The sequence below is a fragment of the Klebsiella variicola genome, from assembly GCF_000828055.2.
GTDB lineage: Bacteria > Pseudomonadota > Gammaproteobacteria > Enterobacterales > Enterobacteriaceae > Klebsiella > Klebsiella variicola.
Window position 1 is genome coordinate 2,468,312 of record NZ_CP010523.2, and the last position, 24,538, is coordinate 2,492,849.

24 protein-coding genes and 1 pseudogene are annotated in these 24,538 nt (G+C 59.1%); 17 read left to right on the plus strand and 8 right to left on the minus strand.

The genetic code is table 11. The features are described from left to right. The first annotated feature begins 228 nt into the window (after positions 1-228). Together SP68_RS11620 and SP68_RS11625 are read left to right on the plus strand one after the other, a co-directional pair. A complete protein-coding gene (locus SP68_RS11620; RefSeq protein ID WP_040968574.1) occupies positions 229-1,830 on the plus strand; it encodes an ABC transporter substrate-binding protein in 1,602 nt (533 codons plus the stop codon). Positions 1,831-1,846: 16 nt separating this feature from the next. Further along, entirely contained in the window at positions 1,847-2,080 is a 234-nt protein-coding gene (locus tag SP68_RS11625) for a YdcY family protein (RefSeq protein ID WP_008804690.1), read from the plus strand. Between the two features lie 8 nt (positions 2,081-2,088). On the opposite strand, the gene SP68_RS11630 is transcribed toward SP68_RS11625, so the two are convergent. Together SP68_RS11630 and SP68_RS11635 are read right to left on the minus strand one after the other, a co-directional pair. Next, positions 2,089-2,538: a DMT family transporter gene (locus SP68_RS11630; protein ID WP_032730509.1), complete on the minus strand. Its 450-nt coding sequence runs from the start codon at positions 2,536-2,538 to the stop codon at positions 2,089-2,091. Further along, positions 2,535-3,053, minus strand: coding sequence for a GNAT family N-acetyltransferase (locus SP68_RS11635; protein ID WP_012541564.1), 519 nt, complete (start codon positions 3,051-3,053; stop codon positions 2,535-2,537). The genes SP68_RS11630 and SP68_RS11635 overlap by 4 nt, the downstream gene beginning before the upstream one ends. Before the next feature lie 162 nt (positions 3,054-3,215). Here SP68_RS11635 and SP68_RS11640 point away from each other — a divergent pair, with 162 nt between their 5' ends. Both SP68_RS11640 and SP68_RS11645 read left to right on the plus strand, forming a co-directional pair. After that, positions 3,216-3,797: a helix-turn-helix domain-containing protein gene (locus SP68_RS11640; protein ID WP_008804693.1), complete on the plus strand. Its 582-nt coding sequence runs from the start codon at positions 3,216-3,218 to the stop codon at positions 3,795-3,797. A gap of 65 nt (positions 3,798-3,862) precedes the next feature. Beyond that, a complete protein-coding gene (locus tag SP68_RS11645) occupies positions 3,863-4,900 on the plus strand; it encodes an NADP-dependent oxidoreductase (RefSeq protein ID WP_023340241.1) in 1,038 nt (345 codons plus the stop codon). A 62-nt stretch (positions 4,901-4,962) separates the two neighbouring features. On the opposite strand, the gene rihA is transcribed toward SP68_RS11645, so the two are convergent. After that, on the minus strand, positions 4,963-5,898 hold the full coding sequence (rihA, locus tag SP68_RS11650) for a pyrimidine-specific ribonucleoside hydrolase RihA (protein ID WP_016161173.1): 936 nt from the start codon (positions 5,896-5,898) through the stop codon (positions 4,963-4,965). Here rihA and SP68_RS26395 point away from each other — a divergent pair. Next, positions 5,860-6,090, plus strand: coding sequence for a hypothetical protein (locus SP68_RS26395; protein WP_046620343.1), 231 nt, complete (start codon positions 5,860-5,862; stop codon positions 6,088-6,090). The two genes, rihA and SP68_RS26395, sit on opposite strands and share 39 nt — an antisense overlap. Positions 6,091-6,179: 89 nt before the next feature. After that, positions 6,180-6,479: a DUF406 domain-containing protein gene (locus SP68_RS11655; protein ID WP_008804696.1), complete on the plus strand. Its 300-nt coding sequence runs from the start codon at positions 6,180-6,182 to the stop codon at positions 6,477-6,479. Between the two features lie 72 nt (positions 6,480-6,551). Here the strand turns inward: SP68_RS11655 and pqqU are convergent, their stop codons facing one another. Beyond that, positions 6,552-8,657, minus strand: a complete 2,106-nt coding sequence (gene pqqU / locus SP68_RS11660) for a TonB-dependent receptor PqqU (protein ID WP_022065416.1) — start codon at positions 8,655-8,657, stop codon at positions 6,552-6,554. Positions 8,658-8,916: 259 nt separating this feature from the next. Between pqqU and yncE the strand changes: the two genes are divergently transcribed. After that, the gene (gene yncE / locus SP68_RS11665) at positions 8,917-9,978 is read left to right on the plus strand and encodes a 7-bladed beta-propeller protein YncE (RefSeq protein WP_008804698.1); all 1,062 of its coding nucleotides are present in this window, start codon (positions 8,917-8,919) and stop codon (positions 9,976-9,978) included. Between the two features lie 156 nt (positions 9,979-10,134). Next, on the plus strand, positions 10,135-10,356 hold the full coding sequence (locus SP68_RS11670; RefSeq protein ID WP_002906779.1) for a YgdI/YgdR family lipoprotein: 222 nt from the start codon (positions 10,135-10,137) through the stop codon (positions 10,354-10,356). A 50-nt stretch (positions 10,357-10,406) separates the two neighbouring features. Here the strand turns inward: SP68_RS11670 and ansP are convergent, their stop codons facing one another. Together ansP and SP68_RS11680 are read right to left on the minus strand one after the other, a co-directional pair. Continuing rightward, on the minus strand, positions 10,407-11,861 hold the full coding sequence (gene ansP, locus SP68_RS11675; RefSeq protein WP_008804699.1) for an L-asparagine permease: 1,455 nt from the start codon (positions 11,859-11,861) through the stop codon (positions 10,407-10,409). A gap of 189 nt (positions 11,862-12,050) precedes the next feature. Continuing rightward, positions 12,051-12,938, minus strand: a complete 888-nt coding sequence (locus SP68_RS11680) for a LysR family transcriptional regulator (protein ID WP_008804700.1) — start codon at positions 12,936-12,938, stop codon at positions 12,051-12,053. A 194-nt stretch (positions 12,939-13,132) separates the two neighbouring features. On the opposite strand from SP68_RS11680, the gene dapF reads away from it, so the two are divergent. Continuing rightward, positions 13,133-13,999 carry a diaminopimelate epimerase gene (gene dapF / locus SP68_RS11685; RefSeq protein ID WP_008804701.1) on the plus strand — a complete coding sequence of 289 codons (867 nt, stop codon included), beginning with the start codon at positions 13,133-13,135 and terminating at the stop codon, positions 13,997-13,999. A 23-nt stretch (positions 14,000-14,022) separates the two neighbouring features. On the opposite strand, the gene SP68_RS11690 is transcribed toward dapF, so the two are convergent. Then, entirely contained in the window at positions 14,023-14,718 is a 696-nt protein-coding gene (locus SP68_RS11690; RefSeq protein WP_012541569.1) for a class I SAM-dependent methyltransferase, read from the minus strand. 95 nt (positions 14,719-14,813) lie between these two features. Between SP68_RS11690 and SP68_RS11695 the strand changes: the two genes are divergently transcribed. The 8 genes and pseudogenes from SP68_RS11695 to SP68_RS11735 all read left to right on the plus strand — a co-directional run bounded on the left by SP68_RS11695 (position 14,814) and on the right by SP68_RS11735 (position 22,973). Next, positions 14,814-15,365: a P-loop NTPase family protein gene (locus SP68_RS11695; protein WP_022065415.1), complete on the plus strand. Its 552-nt coding sequence runs from the start codon at positions 14,814-14,816 to the stop codon at positions 15,363-15,365. A gap of 91 nt (positions 15,366-15,456) precedes the next feature. Next, on the plus strand, positions 15,457-16,464 hold the full coding sequence (locus tag SP68_RS11700) for an MsnO8 family LLM class oxidoreductase (protein WP_012541571.1): 1,008 nt from the start codon (positions 15,457-15,459) through the stop codon (positions 16,462-16,464). Beyond that, entirely contained in the window at positions 16,454-17,575 is a 1,122-nt protein-coding gene (locus tag SP68_RS11705; RefSeq protein ID WP_022065414.1) for a M20 peptidase aminoacylase family protein, read from the plus strand. Before SP68_RS11700 ends, SP68_RS11705 begins: the two co-directional genes overlap by 11 nt. 24 nt (positions 17,576-17,599) lie before the next feature. Further along, positions 17,600-19,863, plus strand: a pseudogene (locus tag SP68_RS28870) (NtaA/DmoA family FMN-dependent monooxygenase). Positions 19,864-19,874: 11 nt separating this feature from the next. Continuing rightward, a complete protein-coding gene (locus tag SP68_RS11720; RefSeq protein WP_008804708.1) occupies positions 19,875-20,384 on the plus strand; it encodes a GNAT family N-acetyltransferase in 510 nt (169 codons plus the stop codon). 9 nt (positions 20,385-20,393) lie between these two features. Further along, positions 20,394-21,320, plus strand: a complete 927-nt coding sequence (locus tag SP68_RS11725; protein ID WP_008804709.1) for an amino acid ABC transporter permease — start codon at positions 20,394-20,396, stop codon at positions 21,318-21,320. Continuing rightward, on the plus strand, positions 21,304-22,083 hold the full coding sequence (locus tag SP68_RS11730) for an amino acid ABC transporter ATP-binding protein (protein WP_008804710.1): 780 nt from the start codon (positions 21,304-21,306) through the stop codon (positions 22,081-22,083). The genes SP68_RS11725 and SP68_RS11730 overlap by 17 nt, the downstream gene beginning before the upstream one ends. Positions 22,084-22,121: 38 nt before the next feature. Then, entirely contained in the window at positions 22,122-22,973 is an 852-nt protein-coding gene (locus tag SP68_RS11735) for a transporter substrate-binding domain-containing protein (protein WP_162499970.1), read from the plus strand. Positions 22,974-23,038: 65 nt separating this feature from the next. On the opposite strand, the gene SP68_RS11740 is transcribed toward SP68_RS11735, so the two are convergent. Further along, the gene (locus SP68_RS11740; RefSeq protein ID WP_040968573.1) at positions 23,039-24,349 is read right to left on the minus strand and encodes an MFS transporter; all 1,311 of its coding nucleotides are present in this window, start codon (positions 24,347-24,349) and stop codon (positions 23,039-23,041) included. Positions 24,350-24,538: the final 189 nt, after the last annotated feature.

Sequence of the window (24,538 nt, forward strand, 5' to 3'; positions counted from 1 at the left end):
CACTACTGACAGTGAGCGTGAGCAGGGCGGTTATCGCACATTTTTTTGCAGGAATTATGTGTGGCTCACAACATCCCGACACTTGCTGGCGTAAAAAACAGCGCTACGCCGATTAAACCAGCGATTTCAGCGTGATTTGCATAAGGTGATAGCCATTGATTATTTGCCGGGGGCGGGCGCCTGTGCTGATATTACGGTTCTTATAATCAATAATCAGGACTTATAACCATGTCTACAGGGAAAACCACGCTGGCGCTGCTGCTGCTGAGCGCACTGCTGCCGGCCGGCGCCGCCTGGGCCGCAGGCAATGACACACTGGTCTACTGCTCAGAAGCCTCTCCGGAGTCCTTTAATCCGCAAATCGCCAGCTCCGGCCCGTCGTTCGTCGCCAGCTCGCAGGTGCTGTATAACCGCCTGGTCACCTTTGACCCGGTGAAGAACACGCCGATCCCGTCGCTGGCCACCGAGTGGCACGTCTCTGAGGATGGCAAAACCTGGACCTTTACTCTGCGTCAGGGGGTGAAGTTCAACAGCAACAAATTCTTCAAACCAACCCGCGATTTTAACGCCGACGACGTCCTGTTTTCCGTGCTGCGCCAGATGGACCCTCAGCATCCCTATCACAAAGTGTCGCAGGGGAACTATGAGTACTTCCACGACGTGGGCCTCGATAAGTTGATTAAGTCGGTGAAAAAGGTCGATGACTATCACGTCCAGTTCGTGCTTAACGAGCCGAACGCGGCGTTTCTTGCCGACTGGGGCATGGACTTCGCCTCTATTCTGTCGGCGGAGTATGGCGAGGCGATGCTGAAGAAAGGGACGCCGGAGAATGTTGATAACTGGCCTGTCGGTACCGGGCCGTATGCCCTGCAGCAGTATAAAGTGGATTCCCAAATCCGCTATATCGCCAACCCCCACTACTGGGAAGGCGAGGTGCCGACTAAGCACCTGATCTTCTCCATTACGCCGAACGTCGAGACCCGTCTGGCGAAACTGCAGACCAACGAGTGCCAGATTATTCCTGCGCCTTCGCCGGTTCAGTTCCCGGTGATTAAGGGCAATAAAGATCTGGCGCTGCATGCGGTTGAGGCGCTGAACGTCGGCTATCTGGCGTTCAACACGGAGAAAAAACCGTTTGATAATGTGCTGGTGCGCCAGGCATTAAACTATGCCACCGACAAGCAGGCGATCGTCAAGGCGGTATTCCTCGATTCCGGCAGCGTGGCGAAATCACCGATCCCGTCGACGATGCTCGGGTATAAGAAAGATCTCCCGGACTATGATTACGATCCGCAGAAAGCCAAAGCGCTGCTCAAGCAGGCGGGTCTGGAGCAAGGAGCGGAAGTAACCCTGTGGTCGATGCCGGTCCAGCGTCCGTACAACCCGAACTCGAAGCGGATCGCCGAAATGATCCAAAACGACTGGGCTAAAGTGGGCGTCAAAGCGAAGATTGTCAGCTATGAATGGGGCGAATACCTTGCCGGTATGCGCAAAGGGGAGCACGACAGCGCCCTGTATGGCTGGATGTCGGACAACGGCGACCCGGACAACTTTGCCGGCACGCTGCTCAGCTGTGATAATATCCAGACCGGCTCCAACGCCGCTCGCTGGTGCGATAAGTCCTATGACGCGCTGGTGAAGAAAGCGCTGCTGGTGAGCGATCCGCAGGCACGTGCCAAACTCTATGAACAGGCGCAAGAGATCTTCTACCAGCAGGCGCCGTGGATCACCCTGGCGACCGGCAAGACCTTCTATGCCACCCGTAGCAACGTCAGCGGCTACCGCGTGAGCATGATGGGGAGCGATTTTTCCAAAGCGAAGCTGAATTAAGCGAAAGGAGAACCGGATGGCACATCTGGATGAGGTTATCGTCAAAGTCGATGACACCCTTGCCGAGGGCGTTATCACTCATATGAATGAGCTGCTGATCGCCCTGAGCGATGATCCACAACTCAGCCGTGAGGAACGCTATACCCAGCAGCAGCGCCTGCGCACTGCCATCGCCCACCATGGGCGACAGCATCAGGAAGAGCAGGACGCGCGCCGCGAGCAGTTGACGAAAGGCGGCGCGATCCTCTGAAGATGCGCTCAGAACTGGCGCCTGGCCACCAGCCAGGCGCCCACCACCAGCATCACCGCGCCGCATACCGGCCCGATCAGCGCCCGTACCGGCACGCCGTGGGCGCGAACTAAATCCATGATCAACCCGCCAACCAGCTGGCTGGCGACCAGTACCGCAATGGTGGTGGCCGCGCCCACGCTCTGATAGCCGCTGATGCTGGCGAAGACGAAAAAGGACCCCAGCAGGCCGGGGATCAGCGTCCACCACTTCACGCTCAGGGCCAGCTCCTGAAAGCCGGCGACGCCCTGGCGCAGCAGTAACATCGTCACGAAAATAACGATCCCCACCAGCGAATTGAGCAGCATGGCGATAAGGATCGTCGACGCCGACTGGGTGATGCGCACCATCAGGGTATTCTGCACCACGAGACCAACGCCTGCGGCAACCAGACAGGCGAGGGTGAGCGACGCATTCATGCCTTGCCGTCCGGGTCCTGACGCTCATCCAGCTGCAGCTGCATAAAGGTGAGATCCAGCCAGCGACCAAATTTGGTTCCTACCTGCGGCATCTGCCCGGTGGTGATAAAGCCCAGCGTTTCATGCAGATGCAGCGAAGCGTGGTTCTGCGATTCAATACCGGCGACCATCACATGTTTATTCAGCCGACGCGCTTCGGCGATCAGCGCAACCAGCAGTTTGCGACCCAGCCCTTTCCCCTGATGATCGGGGTGAACGTACACCGAATGCTCCACGGTGTGGCGGAAACCGTCAAACGCGCGCCAGTCGCCAAACGAGGAATAGCCGGTGATGACGCCGTTTTCCTCGTTCACCAGCACCGGAAAGCCGGCCAGCTGGCGGGCTTCAAACCACGCGATACGGTTGTCGGTATCCACGGTTTTATCATTCCAGATGGCGGCGGTATGCACGACGGCGTGGTTATAGATTTCGGCGATCGCTGCACAGTCGTCTTTAATGGCAGGGCGGATGGACATAGCAAACCTCAGTTTTTTGTACACTATAGTAGTACGATATTATTACAATAATGAACATCGCGCTGTCATCCGTTTTCCGCATAATTTTTACGGATGACCCGGTAAGCACGCGGCCCGACGAGCAGTTGTGTAATGGGTGGGTGCACACTATAGTATTACGTTATGAATACTATAGAAGACAACCTCAATCAGCGCATCAGTGCGCGCATCCGCATCGAGCGTGAGTCCCGCGGTTGGTCGCTGAACGACCTCGCCGAACGGGCTGGCGCCTCGCGGGCGATGATCCATAAAATCGAGCGCGGCGAAAGCAGCCCGACGGCCTCGATGCTGGGGCGTCTTTCCGGCGCCTTCGGCATCAGTATGTCGACGCTGATCGCCCGGGCGGAAATGCAGGAGGGTAAGCTGCTGCGCTTTGCCAGCCAGCCGGTGTGGCACGACCCGCAAAGCCACTATCTCCGCCGCCACGTCTCGCCGCGCAGCGATCTGCCGATCGATCTGGTGCAGATTGAGCTGCCGCCCGGCAGCGATGTGCCCATGCCGGCCTCTTCCTATGCGCTCGCCCGCCAGCTGATCTGGCTGCAGCAGGGCGAGCTGGTGTTTGTCGAAGGGACTACCCGTCATGAGATGCAGAAGGGGGATTGTCTGGAGCTTGGCCCGCCCAACGATTGTCGCTTTATCAATGAATCCGCGGAGACCTGCGTCTATCTGGTGGTTCGCCTTAATCAATCGCCATCCGGCTCTTAATGGTAAAGCACGTTGCGCATAAAGCAGCTAGCCTCAGTACTGTCTGCTAACAAGAGGAGTTTGCTATGACAGATCAACCGCAACGCCATCGCCGCTGGGTACTGGCTTCCCGCCCCCATGGTGAACCGACGGCAGAGAATTTCCGCCTGGAAGAGAGCGAGGTGCCGACGCCGGGGCCGGGGCAGGTTCTGCTGCGTACCGTTTTTTTATCGCTCGATCCCTATATGCGCGGGCGCATGAGCGACGCGCCTTCTTATTCGCCACCGGTGGCCATTGGCGCGGTGATGGTGGGAGGGACCGTGAGTCGCGTGGTCAGCTCAAATCATGCCGATTATCAACCCGGCGACTGGGTGCTGGGCTACAGCGGCTGGCAGGATTATGAACTCTCCGACGGCAACGGACTGGTGAAGCTGGGTGACGACCCGCAACACCCGTCATGGTCGCTGGGAGTTCTGGGGATGCCGGGCTTCACCGCCTACATGGGATTGCTGGACATCGGCCAGCCGAAGGCGGGCGAAACGCTGGTGGTCGCTGCGGCGACCGGGCCGGTTGGCGCCACGGTCGGACAGATCGGCAAAATTAAGGGCTGCCGCACCGTCGGCATCGCTGGAGGCGCGGAGAAGTGTCGGTATGCGGTTGAGACGTTAGGCTTTGATGTCTGCCTTGACCATCGTGCGGATGATTTTGCCGAACAGCTGGCCCAGGCCTGCCCGCAGGGCATTGACGTTTACTACGAAAACGTCGGCGGCAAGGTTTTTGACGCGGTGCTGCCGCTGCTGAATACCGCAGCGCGGGTACCGGTCTGCGGGCTGGTAAGCGGCTATAACGCCACCGGTTTGCCAGACGGACCGGATCGTCTGCCGCTGCTGATGGCGACCATCCTCAAGAAGCGCATCCGGATGCAGGGCTTTATTATCGGCCAGGATTACGGGCATCGGATCGCGGAATTCCAGCAGCAGATGGGGCGCTGGGTGCAAGAGGGGAAAATTAAATATCGCGAACAGCTGATCGACGGTCTGGATCAGGCGCCGCAGGCGCTGATCGGCCTGTTGAAAGGTGAGAACTTCGGTAAAGTGGTGATCCGCGTCGCGGCCGACGACTAGTCCGGCGGATCCAACTTACTCTGCCCCTTTTCCCGTGAGGGAAAAGGGGCATGGGAGGCGTGTCAGGCGTAAAAGGTTAACCGCTGGGCGAGCAGATCGACAAAGGCTTCACGGTCGACATCCAGCATCAGGGTAGTATTGGGCCGATTGCCGGTCAGATGGTAGTAATCGACCACCGTCATCCCCTGGGTATATTTTCCTTCCGTTTCCACGCCGACCCAGCGTTCGATAGTGGTGAAGATCTCCGGCTTGAGGAGCCAGGCGATGGTGCAGGGATCGTGCAGCGGCGCGCCGTCGAAGCCCCACTTTTCATCCTTGTGGTAGGCCATAAAGAAGTCGAGCAGCTCGGCGACAATGGTCGACACCGGATTGCCAATCTGGCGGAATCGCTCGATATCGGCGGGAAGGATTTGCGCCCGATGCGTAACATCCAGCCCCGCCATCACCACCGGGATCCCGGACTGAAAGACCATTTCCGCCGCCTGCGGATCGACGAAAATATTAAACTCCGCCGCCGGCTGCCAGTTGCCCAGCCCCATTGCGCCCCCCATGATCACGATGCGGGCGATTTTCGCGTGCAGCTCCGGGTGGCTGGCGAGCAGCAACGCCACGTTAGTCTGCGGCCCGGTGGCCACCAGAGTCACCGGCTCCTGGCTTTCCCGCAGCACCCTGGCCATCAGCTCGACGGCGGTGCAGTTCTGCGGGGCAAAGGTTGGTTCCGGCAGGCTCGGGCCATCCAGTCCGCTCTCGCCGTGCACGTTATCGGCGATGATCAGATCGCGCATCAACGGCTTCCACGCGCCGCCGGCCACCGGGATATCCGGCCGGTTCAGCAGCGTCAGCATACGCAGCACGTTGCGCAGGGTCTTCTCCGGGGTCTGGTTGCCCGCGGAAGCGGTGACGGCTTTCACCTCCAGCTCCGGCGAGGCGAGGGCGAGGACCAGGGCGATCGCGTCATCATGTCCCGGATCGCAATCAATCATCATCGGCAGTGCCATAGCAGCTCCTTGTTGGCGTTGTTCTGTGACCAGACTAACGCTGTGAGGCGAGGCAGACGAGATGGTGTGCAGAATAGTGTGATGGAGGCCACGATTGCTGCGATGGCATCGCGTATCGTCAGGCGATCGTCGGCAGTCATATTGCCTCACCTTGCGATGGCGCAAGCTGGCGCCCGCCGCGGCGCGATATAATAGAAAAATTGCTAATCCTTACGGATATTAATGGTTTGCTTTTCGGTGAGCGGATTCTTATCCTTAAGAAAACTCGAGAGGTTATTACGATGAAAGATGTAGTAGATAAATGCAGCACCAAAGGCTGCGCCATTGATGTCGGTACCATCATTGATAACGAGGACTGCGTCTACCGGGCTGAGAAAATGTTCCCGAGCCGCGAAGAAGCGGAATCCACCGTAGCCGCTGTGCGCGAACGTGCTGCCGCCGCGGCGCCGGCCAGTGAACCGCCGCAGGTCGATTACACCATCGCCGCCGCTGGCGACGAGGTTAAACTCGATCTCGCCATCGCTTTCTCCTGCCAGGCGGAAAAGATCATTTTCGAGTTATCCCTGCGAAATCTGCTTTAACCCGCATCCGTGAGGAAAACGCCACATCGTTAAGCCTTCCCCGCCAATCACCGCCGGCGGGGAAGGGGCGTGTTATTCGAAGCGCCAGGCGAGGTTCAGGCCGATGCCGTAGTTGCGTCCGGGAGCAGGCTCGTAGTAGCGCCCGTTGGACTCATTAACGATAACGGACCCGACGTACTCCCGGTCGAACAGGTTGTCGACGCGGCCGAACAGATCCATGTCCATCCTGCCGTAGCTCCATTTATAGCCGGTCGTCAGGCCAACCACCGTCCAGGAAGGCGCTTTAGCCGTGTTTTCGTCATTGGCCATGATGTCGCTCATGTAGCGAATATCGCTGCCGGCGTACCAGCCCTGCTCCGGCTGATAGCCAAAGGAGGCGTAGCCCATATTGCGCGCGATCCCCGGAATGCGGTTGCCGTTGCAGCTGGCGTCGTCGCAGACGTTGGTGCGATAGGTCGCGTCCAGCCAGGTCCATGCCGCCTTCAGACGCCAGCTCTCGCCAAACTGCTGATCCAGTCCCAGCTCCATCCCCTGACGACGGGTTTTGCCGGCGTTTTTATAGCTGGTGCGCCCGCCGCTGCTGCTGTTGACCACGATCTCATTATCGGTATTGGTCTGGAACAGAGCGGCGGTGAGCAGCCCATTGCCGAGCCGCGTCTTACTGCCGATCTCCACTGTGTCGTTGGTGGAGGGCTTCAGGCCGAAATTAAGGCCGCTCTGGTTATCGGAGCGGTATGACAGTTCGTTAATGGTCGGCGTCTCGAAGCCGCGGCCAGCGGAGAGGTAGACGTTCCACGCGTCGGTCAGAGCATACTTCAGCGAGCCTGCGGGCAGCCACTTGTGATAGCTGGCATCACCGCTGTCATCGCCATTGCCTGGGGTGATGTAGTAGTCATTCGAGTCGAACCATACTGAGCTGTAGCGAACCCCGGCATCGAGCGAGAGTTTGTCCGTTAACTGCCACTGGGTCTGCAGGTAGGGGTCGACGTTCCACATCAGGTTGCGTTCGTTACGGCGCAGCGCACCCTGTTCGCCATACTGCGGCGCGCCGTTGACCATCACAAAGTTTTCATACCCTTTACGGCGCTCGCTCATGTTCTCGTAATCGAGACCGGCGGTCAGGGTGACGGGCACCAGCAGCTCTCCGCGATGGGTCAGGCGGGTATCGATTCCCTGGTAGTGACGGGTGAGATCGATCACCCCGCCGGCATGGCTCGGTTTCAGCTGCGGCGCGCGCGGGATCGACTGGAACTGCGTGGTTTCACGTTCACCGGCGTACATCATGACGCTGAGATCGTCCTGGGCGCTCAGCTGGCGCTCGTAGCGCAGGCCGGCCTGGGTCTGCCGGGTATTCTTGCGGGTATTATACTGGTCGCCGCGCGGCGACTGGCGCGGGTTATCGCGCCATTCGTCGGCGGTTAAGCCGCCGGCGTCATTGGCTTTGATATCCACGCTGTTCAGCAGCAGCGTCAGCTTACTGACATCGTTGATGCGCACCCCCAGTCGGGCGTTCGCCAGATTTTTGCGTGCGCCGCTGTGATCGCGATAGCCATGAGTGGTGAAGCGGTTGGTCGAGACCGTGTAATCCACATCGCCTGCATGGCTGCCGTCGCCAACGGCGCCAGTGGCCTTCATCCCGTAGTGCCAGGTACCGAAGCTGCCATAGTAGCTGCTGGCTTCCACGGTGGGCGGCTGGGTGCCGGTCTGGCTGGTGACGTTGATCACCCCGCCGGACGAGTTACCGTACAGGGCAGAGAAGGGGCCGCGCAGCACCTCAATGGTGTCGACGCTGCCAATATCGATATTCGAGGTCTGCCCCTGGCCGTCTGGCATGGTCGCCGGAATACCATCGACATAGATGCGTAGCCCGCGCACGCCATAGGTGGAGCGAGAGCCAAAGCCACGAATCGACAGTTGCAGATCCTGGGCATAGTTTTGCCGGTTCTGCACCTGCAGGCCCGGTACGGCGCCCAGTGATTCAGAGAGATTGACGCGCGGGGCGGCCTGGCGCATTTCATCCCCATTGACCACGCTGACGGCGGCGGGGGTATCCAGTTCAGAAACAGTGGTTGGCGCGGCGGTCACCACCATGGTTTGTTCATCAGCGGTCTGGGCCGCGGCAATCAGCGGTAGCAGCAGCGCCGGCAGGGCGGCGTGACGCACGGACAGGATTTTCATCGATAGTACTCGGGAGACGAACCAAATGGAACATATGTAGATATGTTACCCCGTTTGTAAAACATTTGAAAATTATTAACCGCCGTTGGTTAACGGATAGTGCTTCTTGCTGATGAATTTACCGAACAACAACAATTAGCGCTCCACTTTGAGATAAATAATGATTACTATTCGCATTCAAAAATAAGGGTAAAGCCAGGACTTTACCGCCGGAAGCGATGTCGGGTCAGCACATACTGGTTTATCAAAGGGAGTCGTCATGTCACTACGTCATTTTGCCGCGCCGCGTCTGCGCCATTCACTGTTATTCACCTCTCTGCTGCTGGCAGGTAGCTTTAGCGCCCACGCTGCGGATGAGATGCTGCGTAAGGCCGTCGGGAAAGGGGCCTACGAAATGGCCTACAGCCAGCAGGAGAACGCGTTATGGGTCGCCACGTCGCAGAGTCGCTCACTGGACAAGGGCGGTATTGTTTATCGTCTTGACCCCACCACCCTGGACGTGACGCAGATTATTCACAACGATCTGAAGCCGTTCGGCGCTGCTATCAACCATGCCACCGGCACGCTGTGGTTTGGCAATACCGTCGACAGCACCGTCACCGCCATTGACGCCAAAACCGGCGCCGTGAAAGGGCGTCTGGTGCTGGACGAGCGTCAGCGCAGTGAAACCGTACGCCCACTGCAACCGCGCGAGCTGGCGGTCAATGAGCAGACCAACACGGTCTACATTACCGGTCTGGGCAAAGAGAGCGTGATTTGGGTGGTAGATGGCGCGACCCTGAAGCTGAAAACCACTATTACCGGCACCGGGGCAATGGCGACGGGTCTGGCGATCGATCCGCAGGCGAAACGCCTCTATACCACCAATGCCGACGGCGAACTGCTGACCATCGACAGCGAGAGCAATACCATTGTGTCGCGCAAGAAATTGCAGGACGATGGCAAAGCGCACTTCTACTTAAACCTGAGCCTTGATACCGCCGGTCACCGCGCCTTTATTACCGACAGCAAGCAGCCGGAAGTGCTGGTGGTCGATACCCGCGATGGTAAGGTGCTGGAGAAAATCGCCGCGCCGGAATCGCTGGCGGTGCTGTTTAACCCGACGCGTAATGAAGCCTATGTGACGCACCGTAAGGCCGGGGAAGTCAGCGTTATCGATGGCAAGCGCTACAAGATCGTGAAGACCTTTAAAACGCCGACTCACCCCAACAGCCTGGCGCTTTCTGATGACGGCAAAACGCTGTATGTCAGCGTGAAACAGGCTTCCAGCCGTGAGAAAGAGGCCACCGCGCCGGACGACGTGATCCGCATCGCGCTGTAAGATGCCCGGGGCGACGACGATCGGTCAAGGTCGCGCCCCGCATGCCGCCCGGCACCTCACCCTCTGTTACAAACGCGTATTGGCCTGATAAACCAGATGATTATACACTTAACGCTTTCCCGCCTTGCGCGGGCAGTGGTAATCAGTGGAGATAAAATGAAAAAGCCATTTATGGTGATTTGCGCCGGTGCGATGCTGGCGCTGCTGGCAGGCTGTTCGTCCAACTACGTTATGACCACCAAAAGCGGTCAGACGATCGTCACCCACGGCAAGCCGCAGCTGGATAAAGAAACGGGGATGACCAGCTATATCGATGAGTCTGGTAATAAGCGGGAAATTAACAGTAGCGACGTGTCGCAGCTGGTTGAGGATAACTAAATCCTGACCTCCCGGTTTGTCCGTCGCGGGCAAACCGGGAGTCCTGCCAGTTACTTCCTGAGCGTCGGCGCCGTACTGTGGATCGCATGCACGCGTTTACGCACGCCAAACCAGCCAGCTACCAGCAGCACCGCCAGCAGTGGAATTGAGCCAATGGTGTAAGTGCCGTTCGGATAATCGAAGGCCATCAGCACCAGCACGCTGAACAGGAACAGCAGCGTCAGCCAGGAGGTGAATGGCGCCCCCGGCATTCTGAAGCTCACCTTCGCCGCTTTTCCTTCCTTGATCGCTTTGCGCAGACGCATCTGACACACCACGATAAAGCCCCAGGAAGCAATGATCCCCAGCGACGCGACGTTAAGCACGATCTCAAACACCTGCGACGGCACCAGATAGTTGAGGAACACCCCCACCACATACACCGCCAGCGTCGCCAGGATCCCGGCGTAAGGGACGTGGTGACGGCTCATTTTCGACATAAACTTCGGCGCGGAGCCCCCCATCGACATGGAGCGCAGGATACGTCCGGTGCTGTAGAGGCCGGAGTTGAGGCTGGAGAGGGCGGCGGTTAACACCACGATGTTCATTACGCTGCCGATATACGGTACGCCCAGTTTGGAGAAGAAGGTGACGAACGGGCTCTGTCCTGCCTGGTAGGCGGTCCACGGCAGGAGCAGCACCAGCAGCACCACCGAACCGACGTAGAACAGGCCGATACGCCAGATCACGCTGTTGATGGCCTTCGGTACCATCGACTCCGGATCTTTACACTCACCGGCCGCGGTGCCCACCAGTTCAATGGAGGCGAAGGCAAAGACCACGCCCTGCACCAGCACCAGCGCCGGCAGAAGGCCGTGAGGGAAGAAGCCGCCGTTATCGGTGATCAGATGGAAGCCGGTGGCATTGCCGTCCAGCGGCTTACCGGAGCCGAGGAAAATGGTGCCGACCACGAGGAACGCAACGATCGCCAGCACTTTGACCAGCGCGAACCAGAACTCCATCTCGGCGAACCATTTTACGCCGATCATGTTCATGGTACCGACGATCGCCAGCGCGCCGAGGGCGAAGACCCACTGTGGCACATCGCCAAACGCGCCCCAGTAGTGCATATACAGCGCCACGGCGGTGATATCGACGATCCCGGTCATGGCCCAGTTAACGAAGTACATCCAGCCGGCCACGTAAGCGGCCTTTTCACCGAGGAATTCCCTGGCATAGGAGACGAAGCTGCCGCTCGAGGGGCGGTGGAGAACCAGTTCGCCGAGGGCGCGAAGAATAAAGAAGGAGAAGATGCCGCAGACCAGATAGACCAGGGCGAGCGCTGGCCCTGCCATTTGTAAACGTGCCCCGGCGCCGAGGAACAAACCGGTACCGATAGCGCCGCCGATGGCGATCATCTGTACCTGACGGTTGCCCATCGCTTTGTGATAACCCGCTTCATGTGAGTTGAGCCAGTGGCGTTTCGCAGCATGGTGCTCCGCTGCAGTGTCGTGTTTCGTATTCATTGATGTATCAGTTTCCTGTCAATGCCCATGTTTGCAGCCGGAGTGGATGACGGCTGGCACATTATGCTGGCTTTCTCATCATTCTGACGTAGGAGATAAGCTCAGACATGGCGCTGAATCCTACACGTAACGTAATAGTTACGCACCTAAAACATTTACCGATAGCATTTGACAGATTTATCAATGAGATCAGCGTCGCAGAGTTTCCAGCAACAGAGTGAAAGCGCTGGTATGCTGGCGTCGACTGGGGTAGTAGAGATGGTAGCCGGGGAAGGTAGGGGTCCAGTCCGCCAGCACTTGCACCAGCCGGCCACTGGCTAAGGCCTCCGCCACGCAGTCATCCGGAACGTAGGCCAGACCGAGGCCCGCCTCCGCCGCATCGATGCGCTGCGGCAGGCTGTTGAGGATCACTTGCCCCTCCACCCGGACCTGGATATCCCGGCCGTCGCGGGCAAACTCCCAGGCGTAAAGTCCACCTCGTGTCGGCAGGCGCAGATTGATGCAGCGATGCTGCGCAAGATCCCAGGGCGTCTGCGGCGTACCGGCCTGCTGCAGATAGGCTGGCGAACCCACTACCGCCATCCGCATATCCGGGGCAATGCGCACGGCAATCATCTCTTTCGCCACCTGTTCGCCGAGTCGCACCCCGGCGTCAAACCGGCCATCCACGATATCCGTGAGGCCATTATCAACAGTGATTTCGATGTTAATATCCGGATATTGCAGCATAAATGGCTTTAGCGCCGGCCAGAGTACAGTACTGGTGGCATGCTCCCCGGCGGTGATGCGCAGGTTGCCCGCCGGGCGTTCGCGCGTATCGCGCAGCGCGGTCAGCGCCCGCTCCATCTCCTCCAGATGCGGACCGAGGCGCTGTATCAGTCGCTCACCCGCCTCGGTCGGTACCACGCTGCGGGTGGTGCGGGTCAGCAGCCGCACATCGAGACGCGCTTCGAGATGGCGCATGGCATGGCTGAGCGCCGACTGTGACACGCCGAGCTGGGCCGCTGCGCGGGTAAAGCTGCGCTCACGCGCCACCACCATAAAGGAGAGCAGATCGTTTACGTTCTCTTTTAGCATAATCTTTCCGGATTGATGAATACCGCTCACAGGTACGCAGAGTGTAAGCCCGACGGAGGGGAGGCGCCAGTCTGATAGCCGGACGCAGTGGAGCAGAATGACCACCACGGTTAACAACGCAGGGTTTAATTCATCAAGACGGTGAATGTAATGTAAGATGTCCAAAAAACTGCAGCGCCAGGCGAACCCACACAATGACACCCTTACACTTTCATAAATATCACGGGCTGGGTAATGATTACCTGGTATGCCATCGCGACGTTGCCGAACAGTTGAGCAACGAGCATATTCAAATGCTGTGCCATCGCCACTATGGCGTGGGATCGGATGGTCTGCTGATCGACAGCGGCGATCAGATCAATCCCACACTGCGTATTATCAATCCGGACGGCTCCGAAGCGGAGAAAAGCGGTAACGGGCTACGGATCTATGCGCGTTATCTTTTTGATATCGGTCGTGTTGGCCATGAGCCCTTTCTGGTACATACGGCGGGCGGTGACGTCTATTGCACTGTGCATGGCGATGTTCATCAGATTAGCGTTGACATGGGGCGGGCGAATTTCAATCCGGCGGCGCTGCCCGCCTTAGTGAATTTGCCTGAGGCGGTGAATTATCCTTTGCCGCTGGCGGATGAAACCCTGTCCGTCGTGCTGGTCTCCATGGGCAATCCCCACTGCGTTGTCCTCGTCGATAAGCTCGACCTGGCGCAGGTTCATCGTTTAGGGCCGCAAATCGAAAACCATTCCTTGTTCCCCAAACGCACCAATGTCCAGTTCGTGGAAGTTATCGATCGCCATACGCTAAAGATTGGTATCTGGGAGCGGGGCGCGGGGTTCACGATGGCCTCCGGGAGCAGCAGTTGCGCGGCTGCCAGCGCGATGCGCCGGTTAGGGAAGGTGGACGATCGGGTGGATGTCAACATGCCTGGTGGTCAGCTGCACATCACCTTCGACGCGGATTTTCAGGTCCGTATGCGTGGCCCGGTGCATAAAATCGCCAGCCTGACGCTGGATAAAGACTGCTTTGTTGGCGGCAGCGCCATCTTCACTGGCGCTGCATAACAGATGGCGCGGTCAGCCTGAAATTAACTCTCCTGAGGATCAGCCGACGGCCCGTTTGCCGAACAAACGATGGTGGCATGATCCCACCAGGCATTGTGCTTAACATCGGTGGCAAGGACGCTAAACTGCGCCTGCTGTATCTCATTCAGTAAAGCCGGGAGGGGTTTAAGCGTACGCCAGGGCTGCCCCTCTTTCAGGAGATGATGCTTGACAGGATCGTAAGTGGCGAGGTCTTCAGCATAACGAGGAAGCCCGCACATCGAGCCGATCACCAGCCGGCCTGCGGGTTTCAGCAATCTTCTCGCCTCGGCGAAAAAACGGCGACGCTCATCTTCCAGCAGACAATGTAAACAGCTGCCATCAATGATTAAGGCAAACTGGGCATCCTCACATTGAGAAAGATGACAGACGTTGCCGACGAAAAATGTGGCGTCCAGACCCGCTTGCTGAAAACGGTCTTCTGCCCAGCGGATCGCCGTTTCGGACACATCAACACCCGATACGGCATAGCCTCTTTCCGCCAGATACTGGGCTGCCATGGCACCATTGCCACATCCCAGTTCAAGTACCGGCGCGCCGGGAGCGGGTAAATAGCCATGGGCATCCAGCCAATGAAATGTTTTTTCCTGTTGTATCTTTGCCCTGGCAAAACCATCACCCGCCCAGGCGCTGGCTCCGTTGGCTAACAGTTGTCTGTAGCGGGCTTCATAGGGGTTCATCCTGAAAACACCTTTTATCATTGATAAACATCACTACTATATACGCCATTTAACATTGAAATAAGTATTCGTTTGGCTACCAGGGAGAAACAGAGATGAACATCAACGTGGTCGGCACCAGCGGCTCAGGCAAATCCACTCTGGCCCGGCGCCTGGCGCACAGGCTGGGACTACCCTGGATCGAGCTCGATCGCCTGTACTGGCGGCCGAACTGGCAGGGCACGCCGGATGAGGCGTTTTTCGCCGCTATTGCCGCCGCTACGGCCTCGCCGGGCTGGGTGCTGGATGGCAATTACAATCGCAGCCGCAGCGTCAAATGGCGCGAGGTGGATCTGGTGATCTGGGTCGACTATAGCCTCTGGCGCACGCTGCGCCAGGCGGTGTGGCGGGCGACGAGCCGGGCGTGGCGGCATCAGGAGCTGTGGCCGGGCACGGGCAACCGCGAGAGCTTTCGCCGTTCGTTCTGCAGCCGGGAATCCATTATCCTCTGGACGCTGAAAACCTGGCGGCAGAATCGCCGACGCTATCTGGCCGATATGCAGGATCCGCAATATCGTCATATTCGCTTCGTCCGGGTGCGCAGTCCGCGGCAGGCTGAGGCGCTGCTCCGCGAGCTGGAAGCGCAGCGGCCAGGCGGGCATATCTAATTTTCAGCAGTACACATGTGAATTAATTGTTTCTCAATAGTTAGCTGAGATTTTAATAATGCAGGCACGTACTTTCATATGAGCCTGCGAAATGTCTTATCGAATCAGTATCCTGGATAAAAGTCCGCTTGCCGCCGGGGAAACCGCCGCGCAGGCGCTGGCGCGTACATTAACGCTGGCGCAACACGCCGAAGCCTGGGGCTATCACCGCTTCTGGGTCGCCGAACACCACAATACCGATCAGCTGGCGAGCCCCTCGCCGGAGCTGGTTATCGCCTGGCTGCTGGGCCACACCCGGCGCATTCGTCTTGGGTCCGGCGGCGTCATGCTCCAGCACTACAGCCCCTATAAAGTCGCGGAAAACTTTAACCTGCTGGCTGCCCTCGCGCCGGGTCGCATCGATCTCGGGGTGGGCAAGGCGCCTGGCGGCCTGCCGCTCTCCACCCGCGCCCTGCAGCAGGGCCTGCATCAGGAGGAGAAAGGGACCTTTGCCGATCAGCTGGCGCAGCTGGATAACTGGCTGTCACTGACTGAGCCAGGGGGAGAGGAGAGCCTGCGCGCCACGCCGATCCCGCCGCGCCGGGCCGACGGATTTCTGCTCGGCGCCAGCCTGGAGAGTGCGGAACTGGCCGCCCGTCTTGACTGGAACTTCGTGTTTGCGGCCCATCTCAATGGCGACAGCGCGCTGCGCCGCACGGTGATCAACCGCTGGCGCGAGCTCAGCCCGCGTGAGGCGATCGTCGCCGTGCAGGTGGTGGTGGCTGACGATCCGGCCACCGCCGCTGCGCTGGCGCAGCAGGTCGAGGTGTGGGGCGTGGAGCTGGAGAACGGCCAGCGGGTGACCGTCGGCAGTGAGGCTCAGGCCGTCGCCTTTGCCCGCCAGGCTGGCAGCCGGCCGACACGCATCCACCGCCGCGAATCTTCACTGATCTCCGGTACTCCCGAACAGGTTAAAGCCCGGCTTGACGCGCTGCAGGCGGAAGATCAGCTGGATGAATTAATCATTGATACCCCTATTAGCGACGGGCCAGCGCGCCTGCACTCCCTGCGCCTGCTGGCGCAGGCTCACTACGGCAAGGAGGTGCTGAATGTCCTTTGAACAACAACTGATTAGCTGGCGGCGCGAGCTGCACCAGAACCCGGAGCTCTCCCTGCAGGAGGTAGCCACCACCGCGCGGATCCGCGACTGGCTGCAGAGCGGCGGGCTGACTCTGCTGCCCTTCGATCTGAAAACCGGGCTGGTCGCCGAAGTCGGCAGCGGCGACAAGGTGATTGCCCTGCGGGCGGACATCGACGCGTTGCCCATCGAGGAGGCGACCGGTCTGCCTTACCGCTCGCAAAATGAAGGGGTGATGCATGCCTGCGGCCATGATATTCACACCAGCGTAATGCTGGGGGCGGCGCTGCTGCTGAAGGAGCGGGAAGCGGAACTCCCGGGGCGGGTGCGGATCCTGTTTCAGCCGGCGGAGGAAAATTTTGGCGGCGCGAAAACCCTGATCCGCGCCGGGGCGCTGGAGGACGTGTCGGCGATCTTTGGCATGCACAATGAGCCCGGCCTGCCGGTGGGCGAATTTGCCACCCGCGGCGGCGCGTTCTACGCCAACGTCGACCGCTTCGTCTTCAAAGTGACCGGGAAGGGGGCGCATGCCGCCCGTCCACATGAAGGAAAGGATGCGATCCTGCTGGCCAGCCAGCTGGTGACGGTGCTGCAGAGCGTGGCCAGTCGGGAAGTGAACACCCTCGACTCGGTGGTGCTCAGCGTGACGCGGATCCAGGGAGGCAATACCTGGAACGTGCTGCCGGAGAGCGTCGAGCTGGAAGGGACGCTGCGCACTCACAGCAGTGAAGTGCAGCAGCGGGTCAAGGCCCGGGTCAGCGAGATCGCGGCCGGTTTCGCCAGCGCCTTTGGCGCACAGATTGACGTCTTCTGGTATGCCGGCCCGACGGCGCTGGTCAATGACGCCCGCTGGGCCGACTTCGCCAGCGACGTGGCGGCCCAGGCCGGGTACCGCACCCATCACGCCGATCTGCATCTCGGTGGCGAAGATTTTGCGGTCTATCTTCAGCATATTCCCGGGGCGTTCGTCAGCATCGGCAGCGCCAGCGAATATGGTCTGCACCATCCGGCATTTAATCCGGACGAACGGCTTATTACGCCCGCAGCGCACTATTTCGCCCAGCTGGCGGAACAGGCATTACAACATATTTAATGGATGACAGGGGAAGGGGGAACTATGTCTGAAAATCGACAATTGCGTCTGGGAACGATATTACATGGCGCATCGGGAAATATGTCCGCCTGGCGTCATCCGGCGGCGCAGGCGGACGCCAGTATTAATTTTAACTTTGTCACGCAGACGGCGTTAAAAGCGGAAGAGGGGAAGCTGGATTTTATTTTTGTCGCCGACGGGTTATATATCAATGAAAAATCGATTCCCCATTTTTTAAATCGCTTCGAACCTTTAACGGTACTTTCCGCGCTGGCCGCGGTCACCCGGCGTCTGGGACTGGTGGGGACCTTATCCACTTCGTACAGCGAGCCGTTTACTACCGCCCGCCAGTTCGCCAGCCTCGACCATTTAAGCCAGGGACGGGCGGGGTGGAATGTCGTCACTTCGCCGCTGGAAGGGTCGGCGAAAAACTTCTCCCGGGCCCAGCATCCGGATCATGCGCTGCGCTATCGCATTGCCGATGAATATCTGCAGGTGGTGAAAGGCTTATGGGATTCATGGGAAGAAGACGCCTTTGTGCGCAATAAGGAGACTGGCCAGTTCTTTGATAAAAATAAACTGCATACGCTCGATCACCATGGCGATTTCTTTAAAGTGGCCGGGCCGCTAAATATTGCCCGCACGCCACAGGGACGACCGATTATTTTCCAGGCCGGCGCGTCGGACGACGGCAAGAAATTAGCCGCACGCCACGCCGATGCCATTTTTACCCATCAGGAATCGCTGGCCGAGGCGCAGGCATTTTATCAGGATGTCAAAAGCCAACTCAGCGCATATCAGCGCACCCCGGACCAACTGCATATCTTCCAGGGCGTCAGCGTCATCGTCGGGGATGACGCCGAGGATGCGGAACGTCAGTACCAGACTACCGCGGCGCTGGTTTCCATCGAGGATGCGCTGAATTATCTGGGGCGGTATTTCGAACATCATGATTTTTCGCAGTATCCGCTTGATGAACCGTTCCCGGATATTGGCGACCTCGGACAAAACAGCTTCCGCAGCACCACCGACGAGATTAAACGTCACGCCCGCGAGCGGGGATTAACCCTGCGCCAGGTGGCCCTGGAGGCAGCGAGTCCGCGTCCGCGCTTTACCGGCACCGCCAGCGATGTCGCCGATGGCCTGCAATTGTGGTTCGAACAGCACGCGGCGGACGGTTTCATTATTCAGGGCGGCACGCCGGAAACCTTCCCGCGCTTTGTGGATGAGGTGGTTCCGCTGTTACAGGCGCGCGGCCTGTTCCGTCGCGACTATCCGGGCACCACCCTGCGGGAAAGTCTGGGTCTGGCGCTACCTGCTAATCAATTCCAAAAATAATAAAAGAGAATCACGCTATGCAGAAAACAACACTCTTGCTGGCCGTCGCGTTGGCATTTAGCGCCTCGTCGTGGGCCCAGGACGTCAAGATCAATGGCACCGGGGTGAGCCTGGAGGCCAACAAAACGCCGATTCACACAGCGAAAAATCCACAGGCCATTGCGCTGTTGCCGAAAGATCTGCATCTGGCGGTGCCGGGGAAATTCACCGTCGCGGTGGCAGCCCTGAACTCACCGCCGCTGACGGTCTTCGCCGATGACAACAAAACCCTGCTCGGCAGCGAGACGGATATCGCCCGGCTGGTGGCGGAGAGCCTTGGACTGGAAGTGAACGTGGTTCCTACTTCATGGGAAGACTGGCCGCTGGGGGTTACCTCCGGCAAATATGATGCCGCGATCAGCAATATTACCGTCACCAAAGAGCGCAAAGAGAAGTTCGATTTCGCCACCTACCGTAAAGACTCGCTGGGCTTCTACGTCAAAAGCACCAGTCCGCTGAACAAAATTGACAAGGCGGAGGACATCGCCGGGCTGAAGATTATCGTCGGCTCCGGTACTAACCAGGAGGCGATCCTGCTGGCGTGGAACGCGGAGAACGTCAAGAAGGGGCTGAAGCCGTTTACCCCGGTCTACACCAAGGATGACGCCGCCCAGACGCTGGCCCTGCAGACCGGGCGCGCCGACGCCTTTTTCGGCCCCAACGTGATTGGCGCATGGAAGGCGGCGCTGACCGGCAAAACCAAACTGGTGGGCAGCGTCGATGGTGGCTGGCCGAAAGCGGCGCATATCGCGGTGACGCTGAAAAAAGACAGCGGGCTGGTGAATGCCGTCCAGGCGGCGCTGAACGGCGCTATCGCCAGCGGCGATTACGCCAAAGTGCTTAACCGCTGGGGCGAAGGGGTGGAGAGTATTCCGCAATCAGAAATCAACCCACCCGGACTGGGCGACTGACAGGAGGCGCGATGAGCGAAGCATTCCGCGATATTTCTCCGGACGCACCGGAGCTGCAGCCGATTATTAGCGGGCTGTTTGCCGAATATGCCGCCCGCTACGGCGACTATTTTTCCCGCGATGCGGAAGTGGAGTTGACTGAGTGGTATTTGCCGCCGCAGGGGCTGTTTATCGTCCTTGAGCGTGAGGGAGAAATTATCGCCACCGGCGCTTATAAACCGAAAGATCGCCACACCGCGGAGATCAAACGTATCTGGACGCACCGCCGTCTGCGCCAGCAGGGGCTGGCGGCGAAGGTGGTCCAGGAGCTGGAACGGCGGGCGGTGCTGGCCGGGTACAGCCATATCTACCTGACCACCGGCTTCCGTCAGCCGGAGGCGGTAAAGCTCTATCTCAGCCAGGGGTATGAGGCGCAGTTTGACCTCACGCGAGACCCGGAAGAGTACAGTCAGCCGCCCTATGACGGCCGGCTGCGGTTCACTAAAGCGCTGGCGGTGAGCGCCTTCAGTCACAGCGCTTGAGGAGGCATGATGCATTCATCTGAAACAATAAAAGTGGTGCCGGCGCGCTATCCGCTGCGGGTGGTCGGGGCCCTGGTCGCCCTGCTGGTGCTGGCGGTGGTGATCCAGTCGGTGGCCTTTAACCCGCGCTGGGAGTGGGGCGTCTTCGCCCGCTGGTTCTTCGACCCGGTGATCCTCGAGGGGCTGGGACAAACCCTGCTCCTGACCCTGCTCGGCACGGTGCTGAGCGTGATCTTCGGCGGCCTGCTGGCGCTGGCCCGCTTATCCTCATCGTGGCTGCTCAGCAGCCTCGCCTGGGGTTATATCTGGCTGTTTCGCTCGCTGCCGCTGATTGTGGTGCTGATTATTCTGTACAACTTTTCCTATCTCTACGACACCCTGTCGCTGGGGATCCCGTTTACCGGCGTCACCTGGGCCAGCTATCAGACCATTAACGTGCTGGGGCAATTCTCCACGGCGGTGGTGGGCCTGACGCTGGTGCAGAGCGCCTATACCGCGGAGATCATTCGCGGTGGCTTTTTGGGGGTCGACCATGGGCAGTATGAAGCCGCCGCTGCACTGGGGCTTCCCGCCTGGCGACGTACGCTGCGCATTATTCTGCCGCAGGCGCTGCGCACCATCCTGCCCTCCGGCTTCAATGAGATCATCAGTCTGGCCAAGGGAACGGCGATGGTGTACGTCCTGGCGATGCCGGAACTGTTCTACACCATCCAGATGATCTACAACCGTACCCAGGAGGTGATCCCGCTGTTGATGGTTGGCGCCGCCTGGTATCTGGCGATCACCAGCGTCCTCTCCGCCATTCAGTATCTGGTGGAACGCGCCCTGGCGCGCAGCGAGCGCCGCTCGGCGGTAAACAGCGCCCGCAGCAGTCGTCTGAATCAACCCGCACGTCAACCACAGCCGCAGGAGGCCGTTCATGCCCAGCTCTCATAATGGCCATATCTCTATCACCGGGGTCAGCAAATACTATGGCCGCCACAAGGCGCTGGACGATGTGTCGCTGGAGATCCCCCCGGGCACGGTAACGGTGATCCTCGGCCCTTCCGGCTCGGGCAAGTCGACGCTGCTGCGCACCATCAATCACCTCGAACGTGTCGATGAGGGATTTATTCAGATTGACGGCGACTATATTGGTTATCGCCGCAAAGGCGACAAGCTGTATGAGATGAAAGAAAAGGAAATTCTTCGCCAGCGGATCAACGTCGGCTACGTGTTCCAGAACTTTAACCTGTTTCCGCACCTGACGGTGCTGGAGAACCTGATTGAGGCGCCGATCGCCCACAAGCAGGTCACGCGCAAAGAGGCCATTGCCCGCGCCTATGAGCTGCTGGACGTCGTAGGACTGCGCAATAAAGCCGACGCCTGGTCGCGGCATCTCTCAGGCGGGCAGCAGCAGCGTATCGCGATTGCCCGGGCGCTGGCACTGGACCCGCGGGTGATCCTGTTTGATGAGCCCACCTCGGCGCTGGATCCCGAGCTGGTGGGCGAGGTACTGGATGTCATCAAGAAGCTGGCGCGCTCCGGTACCACCCTGGTGGTGGTGACCCACGAGGTAGGCTTTGCCCGCGAGGTGGCCGACCAGGTGGTGTTTATGGTCGACGGCAGGATCGTCGAGCAGGGCAGCAGCGACGAGGTGCTCAACCATCCGCAGCATCCGCGTACCCGACAGTTTTTATCCAGGGTGCTGCCGTCATGAACAGAGCGCTAATGACCCTTGTTCTCAGCGCTTTTGCCATGAGCGCTCAGGCGGCGCTGGATCTGCGCGCCAATGAGCAGCCATTGCCGGTCACCCGCGACCCGCAGGCGATAGCGAAAATTCCGCCGGGCTATCGCTTCGTCGAGCCGGGGACGCTGACGGTGGCGATCTCGGCGCTCAATTCGCCGCCGCTGGCGCTGCTGGCCAGCGACAACCGCACGCGGATCGGCAGCGACCCGGATATGGCCCGCCTGCTGGCCGGAAGCCTTGGCCTGAAGCTCAGGTTGGTGCCCACCGCGTGGGAGGACTGGCCGCTGGGCATCGCCTCCGGCCGCTATGACGTGGCGCTGATCAATATCGCGGTGACCGAGAAGCGCAAAGAGAAGTTCGATTTTGCGACTTACCGGGTGGATTCCCTGGCCTTCTCGGTGAAATCCACCAGCGACATCGCCGCGGTAAACGGACCCGCTGACCTCGCCGGGCGCAAAGTGATCGTCGGTTCCGGCACCAACCAGGAGCGGATCCTGCTGGGCTGGAACGACGACAACCGTGCCGCCGGGCGGCCGCTGGCCCAGCCGGTCTACCTGACCGATGATGCCTCCGGCAACCTCTATATCCAGTCCGGGCGAGCGGATATCTTTTTCGGCCCGCAGTCGGTGGCAGCCTATAAGGCCGCCCTTAACGGCCAGACCCGGGTGGTGGGCCTGGGGCCGAAAAAAGCGTGGGTGGCGACAACCACCAAAAAAGGCAACGGCCTGGTCTTTGCCCTGCAGGCAGCCCTCGACGGGGCGATTGCCCGCGGTGAATATCAGCAGGTGCTGGCGCGCTGGGGAGAGCAGGGCGAGGCGGTGGCGCAGTCGGTGGTCAACCCGCCGGGGATAACCTACTAAAAAACCGCTGTTTCGCCGGAGTACGACGCGAAACAGCGGAGGCGAATGCTCGCCAGGGTCTTCAATCAAACGGTGCGCGGAGTGAGCGTCAAGCGATCCAGCGGCCCAACGATAAACAGATAGGAGAACAGGCCCAGCACGCCCATGGAACCGACGTAGAGGATGGCGTAATCAAACGAGTGGGTGTTGGCGAGGATCACCCCGATGACCAGCGGGGTAATGATGCTCGCCAGGTTGCCGCACATATTGAACACGCCACCGGCAATACCGAGCATCTCTTTCGGCGAGGTGTCGCTCAGCACGCACCAGCCGAGGTTCCCGAAACCTTTGGCAAAGAACGCCAGACTCATGGCGGCGATCACCACCACTTCCGAGGAGGTGTAGTTGGCGACGACAATGACGCAGGAGAGCAGCATGCCGCAGATCACCGGGAGCTTACGAGCGGTGGTCAGACTGTAACCGCGTTTCAGCAGCCAGTCCGAAAACACGCCGCCCAGCAGGCCACCGATAAATCCAGCTATGGCCGGGATACTGGCGACAAACCCGACCTTGAGGATTGACATGCCTTTGGCCTGGTAGAGGTAAGTCGGAAACCAGGTGAGGAAGAACCAGGTAATCGATGTGACGCAGAACTGGCCGATATAAACCCCGATCATCATGCGATTGACGCAGATGCTTTTAATCTGCGCGAGAGTTAATTTTTGCGGCGTTTTTTGGCTACCTAATTCCGGTACGCCGCCGCCTTCACGAATATAATCGAGCTCCTGCGGGTTAATTTTAGGATGATGTGAAGGATCCTTCACTTTTACCAGCCAGAATATTCCCAGCACCACCCCGATAGCGCCAATATAATAAAAAACATAGTGCCAGCTTAAATTATGCAGAATGATGGTCATCAGCGGCGTAATAATGCCCAGCGAAATATACTGCGCGGCCTGATAGACCGAGGTGACAAATCCACGCTCTTTATTGGGGAACCACTGGACGCTCAGGCGACTGTTGGCCGGAAAAGCGGGCGCTTCAATGGCCCCCATCATCAGACGCAGGATCACCAGCACCACCAGCGGACTGGCAAACAGATAAATAGTGCCCTGAAACATAGTGACGACCGACCAGCCAATCAGCGCGCAGCCGTAGACCAACCGCGAACCATATTTATCCAGCAGCCAGCCGCCGGGGATTTGCATAATGACGTAGGAAATACCAAACACCGAAAAGGCCAGGCCCATTGCTTCAGGGTCAAAACCTAACTCTTTACTCATCATCGGCGCGACAACGGACAGGGTGGCCCGGTCAGCATAATTAAATACGGTCGCGAGAAATAAAAAAACCAATATACCGTAACGCACGTTGCTGCGTTTTATTTGCTGTTGCATGTTATTCAACTCCTTTGCAGGGTTGTGAAGACACGTCATCTTTCAGGCCGCTTTGATGCTTGCTGACGGATTTCGTGTATTGCGAGTACAGCGGGTCAGAGGTTTATTCCCGGTGACGCTGCGCTTACCGGGGCTACGGGTTCTCAGTGGTTTGCGGGCCGGTAGCCCGGATAAGGCGTGGACGCCGTC

What these genes read in the sequence shown, in the direction of transcription:
- SP68_RS11625 (WP_008804690.1), top strand. Translation starts at nt 1,847, where the DNA reads ATGGCACATCTGGATGAGGTTATCGTCAAAGTCGATGACACCCTTGCC.
- rihA (WP_016161173.1), bottom strand. Translation starts at nt 5,898, where the DNA reads ATGGCACTGCCGATGATGATTGATTGCGATCCGGGACATGATGACGCG.
- SP68_RS26395 (WP_046620343.1), top strand. Translation starts at nt 5,860, where the DNA reads ATGTCCCGGATCGCAATCAATCATCATCGGCAGTGCCATAGCAGCTCC.
- SP68_RS11730 (WP_008804710.1), top strand. Translation starts at nt 21,304, where the DNA reads ATGCCCAGCTCTCATAATGGCCATATCTCTATCACCGGGGTCAGCAAA.
- SP68_RS11645 (WP_023340241.1), top strand. Translation starts at nt 3,863, where the DNA reads ATGACAGATCAACCGCAACGCCATCGCCGCTGGGTACTGGCTTCCCGC.
- SP68_RS11700 (WP_012541571.1), top strand. Translation starts at nt 15,457, where the DNA reads ATGTCTTATCGAATCAGTATCCTGGATAAAAGTCCGCTTGCCGCCGGG.
- SP68_RS11725 (WP_008804709.1), top strand. Translation starts at nt 20,394, where the DNA reads ATGCATTCATCTGAAACAATAAAAGTGGTGCCGGCGCGCTATCCGCTG.
- SP68_RS11655 (WP_008804696.1), top strand. Translation starts at nt 6,180, where the DNA reads ATGAAAGATGTAGTAGATAAATGCAGCACCAAAGGCTGCGCCATTGAT.
- SP68_RS11690 (WP_012541569.1), bottom strand. Translation starts at nt 14,718, where the DNA reads ATGAACCCCTATGAAGCCCGCTACAGACAACTGTTAGCCAACGGAGCC.
- SP68_RS11640 (WP_008804693.1), top strand. Translation starts at nt 3,216, where the DNA reads ATGAATACTATAGAAGACAACCTCAATCAGCGCATCAGTGCGCGCATC.
- yncE (WP_008804698.1), top strand. Translation starts at nt 8,917, where the DNA reads ATGTCACTACGTCATTTTGCCGCGCCGCGTCTGCGCCATTCACTGTTA.
- SP68_RS11630 (WP_032730509.1), bottom strand. Translation starts at nt 2,538, where the DNA reads ATGAATGCGTCGCTCACCCTCGCCTGTCTGGTTGCCGCAGGCGTTGGT.
- SP68_RS11670 (WP_002906779.1), top strand. Translation starts at nt 10,135, where the DNA reads ATGAAAAAGCCATTTATGGTGATTTGCGCCGGTGCGATGCTGGCGCTG.
- SP68_RS11705 (WP_022065414.1), top strand. Translation starts at nt 16,454, where the DNA reads ATGTCCTTTGAACAACAACTGATTAGCTGGCGGCGCGAGCTGCACCAG.
- SP68_RS11720 (WP_008804708.1), top strand. Translation starts at nt 19,875, where the DNA reads ATGAGCGAAGCATTCCGCGATATTTCTCCGGACGCACCGGAGCTGCAG.
- SP68_RS11740 (WP_040968573.1), bottom strand. Translation starts at nt 24,349, where the DNA reads ATGCAACAGCAAATAAAACGCAGCAACGTGCGTTACGGTATATTGGTT.
- pqqU (WP_022065416.1), bottom strand. Translation starts at nt 8,657, where the DNA reads ATGAAAATCCTGTCCGTGCGTCACGCCGCCCTGCCGGCGCTGCTGCTA.
- SP68_RS11680 (WP_008804700.1), bottom strand. Translation starts at nt 12,938, where the DNA reads ATGCTAAAAGAGAACGTAAACGATCTGCTCTCCTTTATGGTGGTGGCG.
- SP68_RS11620 (WP_040968574.1), top strand. Translation starts at nt 229, where the DNA reads ATGTCTACAGGGAAAACCACGCTGGCGCTGCTGCTGCTGAGCGCACTG.
- SP68_RS11735 (WP_162499970.1), top strand. Translation starts at nt 22,122, where the DNA reads ATGAGCGCTCAGGCGGCGCTGGATCTGCGCGCCAATGAGCAGCCATTG.
- SP68_RS11695 (WP_022065415.1), top strand. Translation starts at nt 14,814, where the DNA reads ATGAACATCAACGTGGTCGGCACCAGCGGCTCAGGCAAATCCACTCTG.
- ansP (WP_008804699.1), bottom strand. Translation starts at nt 11,861, where the DNA reads ATGAATACGAAACACGACACTGCAGCGGAGCACCATGCTGCGAAACGC.
- SP68_RS11635 (WP_012541564.1), bottom strand. Translation starts at nt 3,053, where the DNA reads ATGTCCATCCGCCCTGCCATTAAAGACGACTGTGCAGCGATCGCCGAA.
- dapF (WP_008804701.1), top strand. Translation starts at nt 13,133, where the DNA reads ATGACACCCTTACACTTTCATAAATATCACGGGCTGGGTAATGATTAC.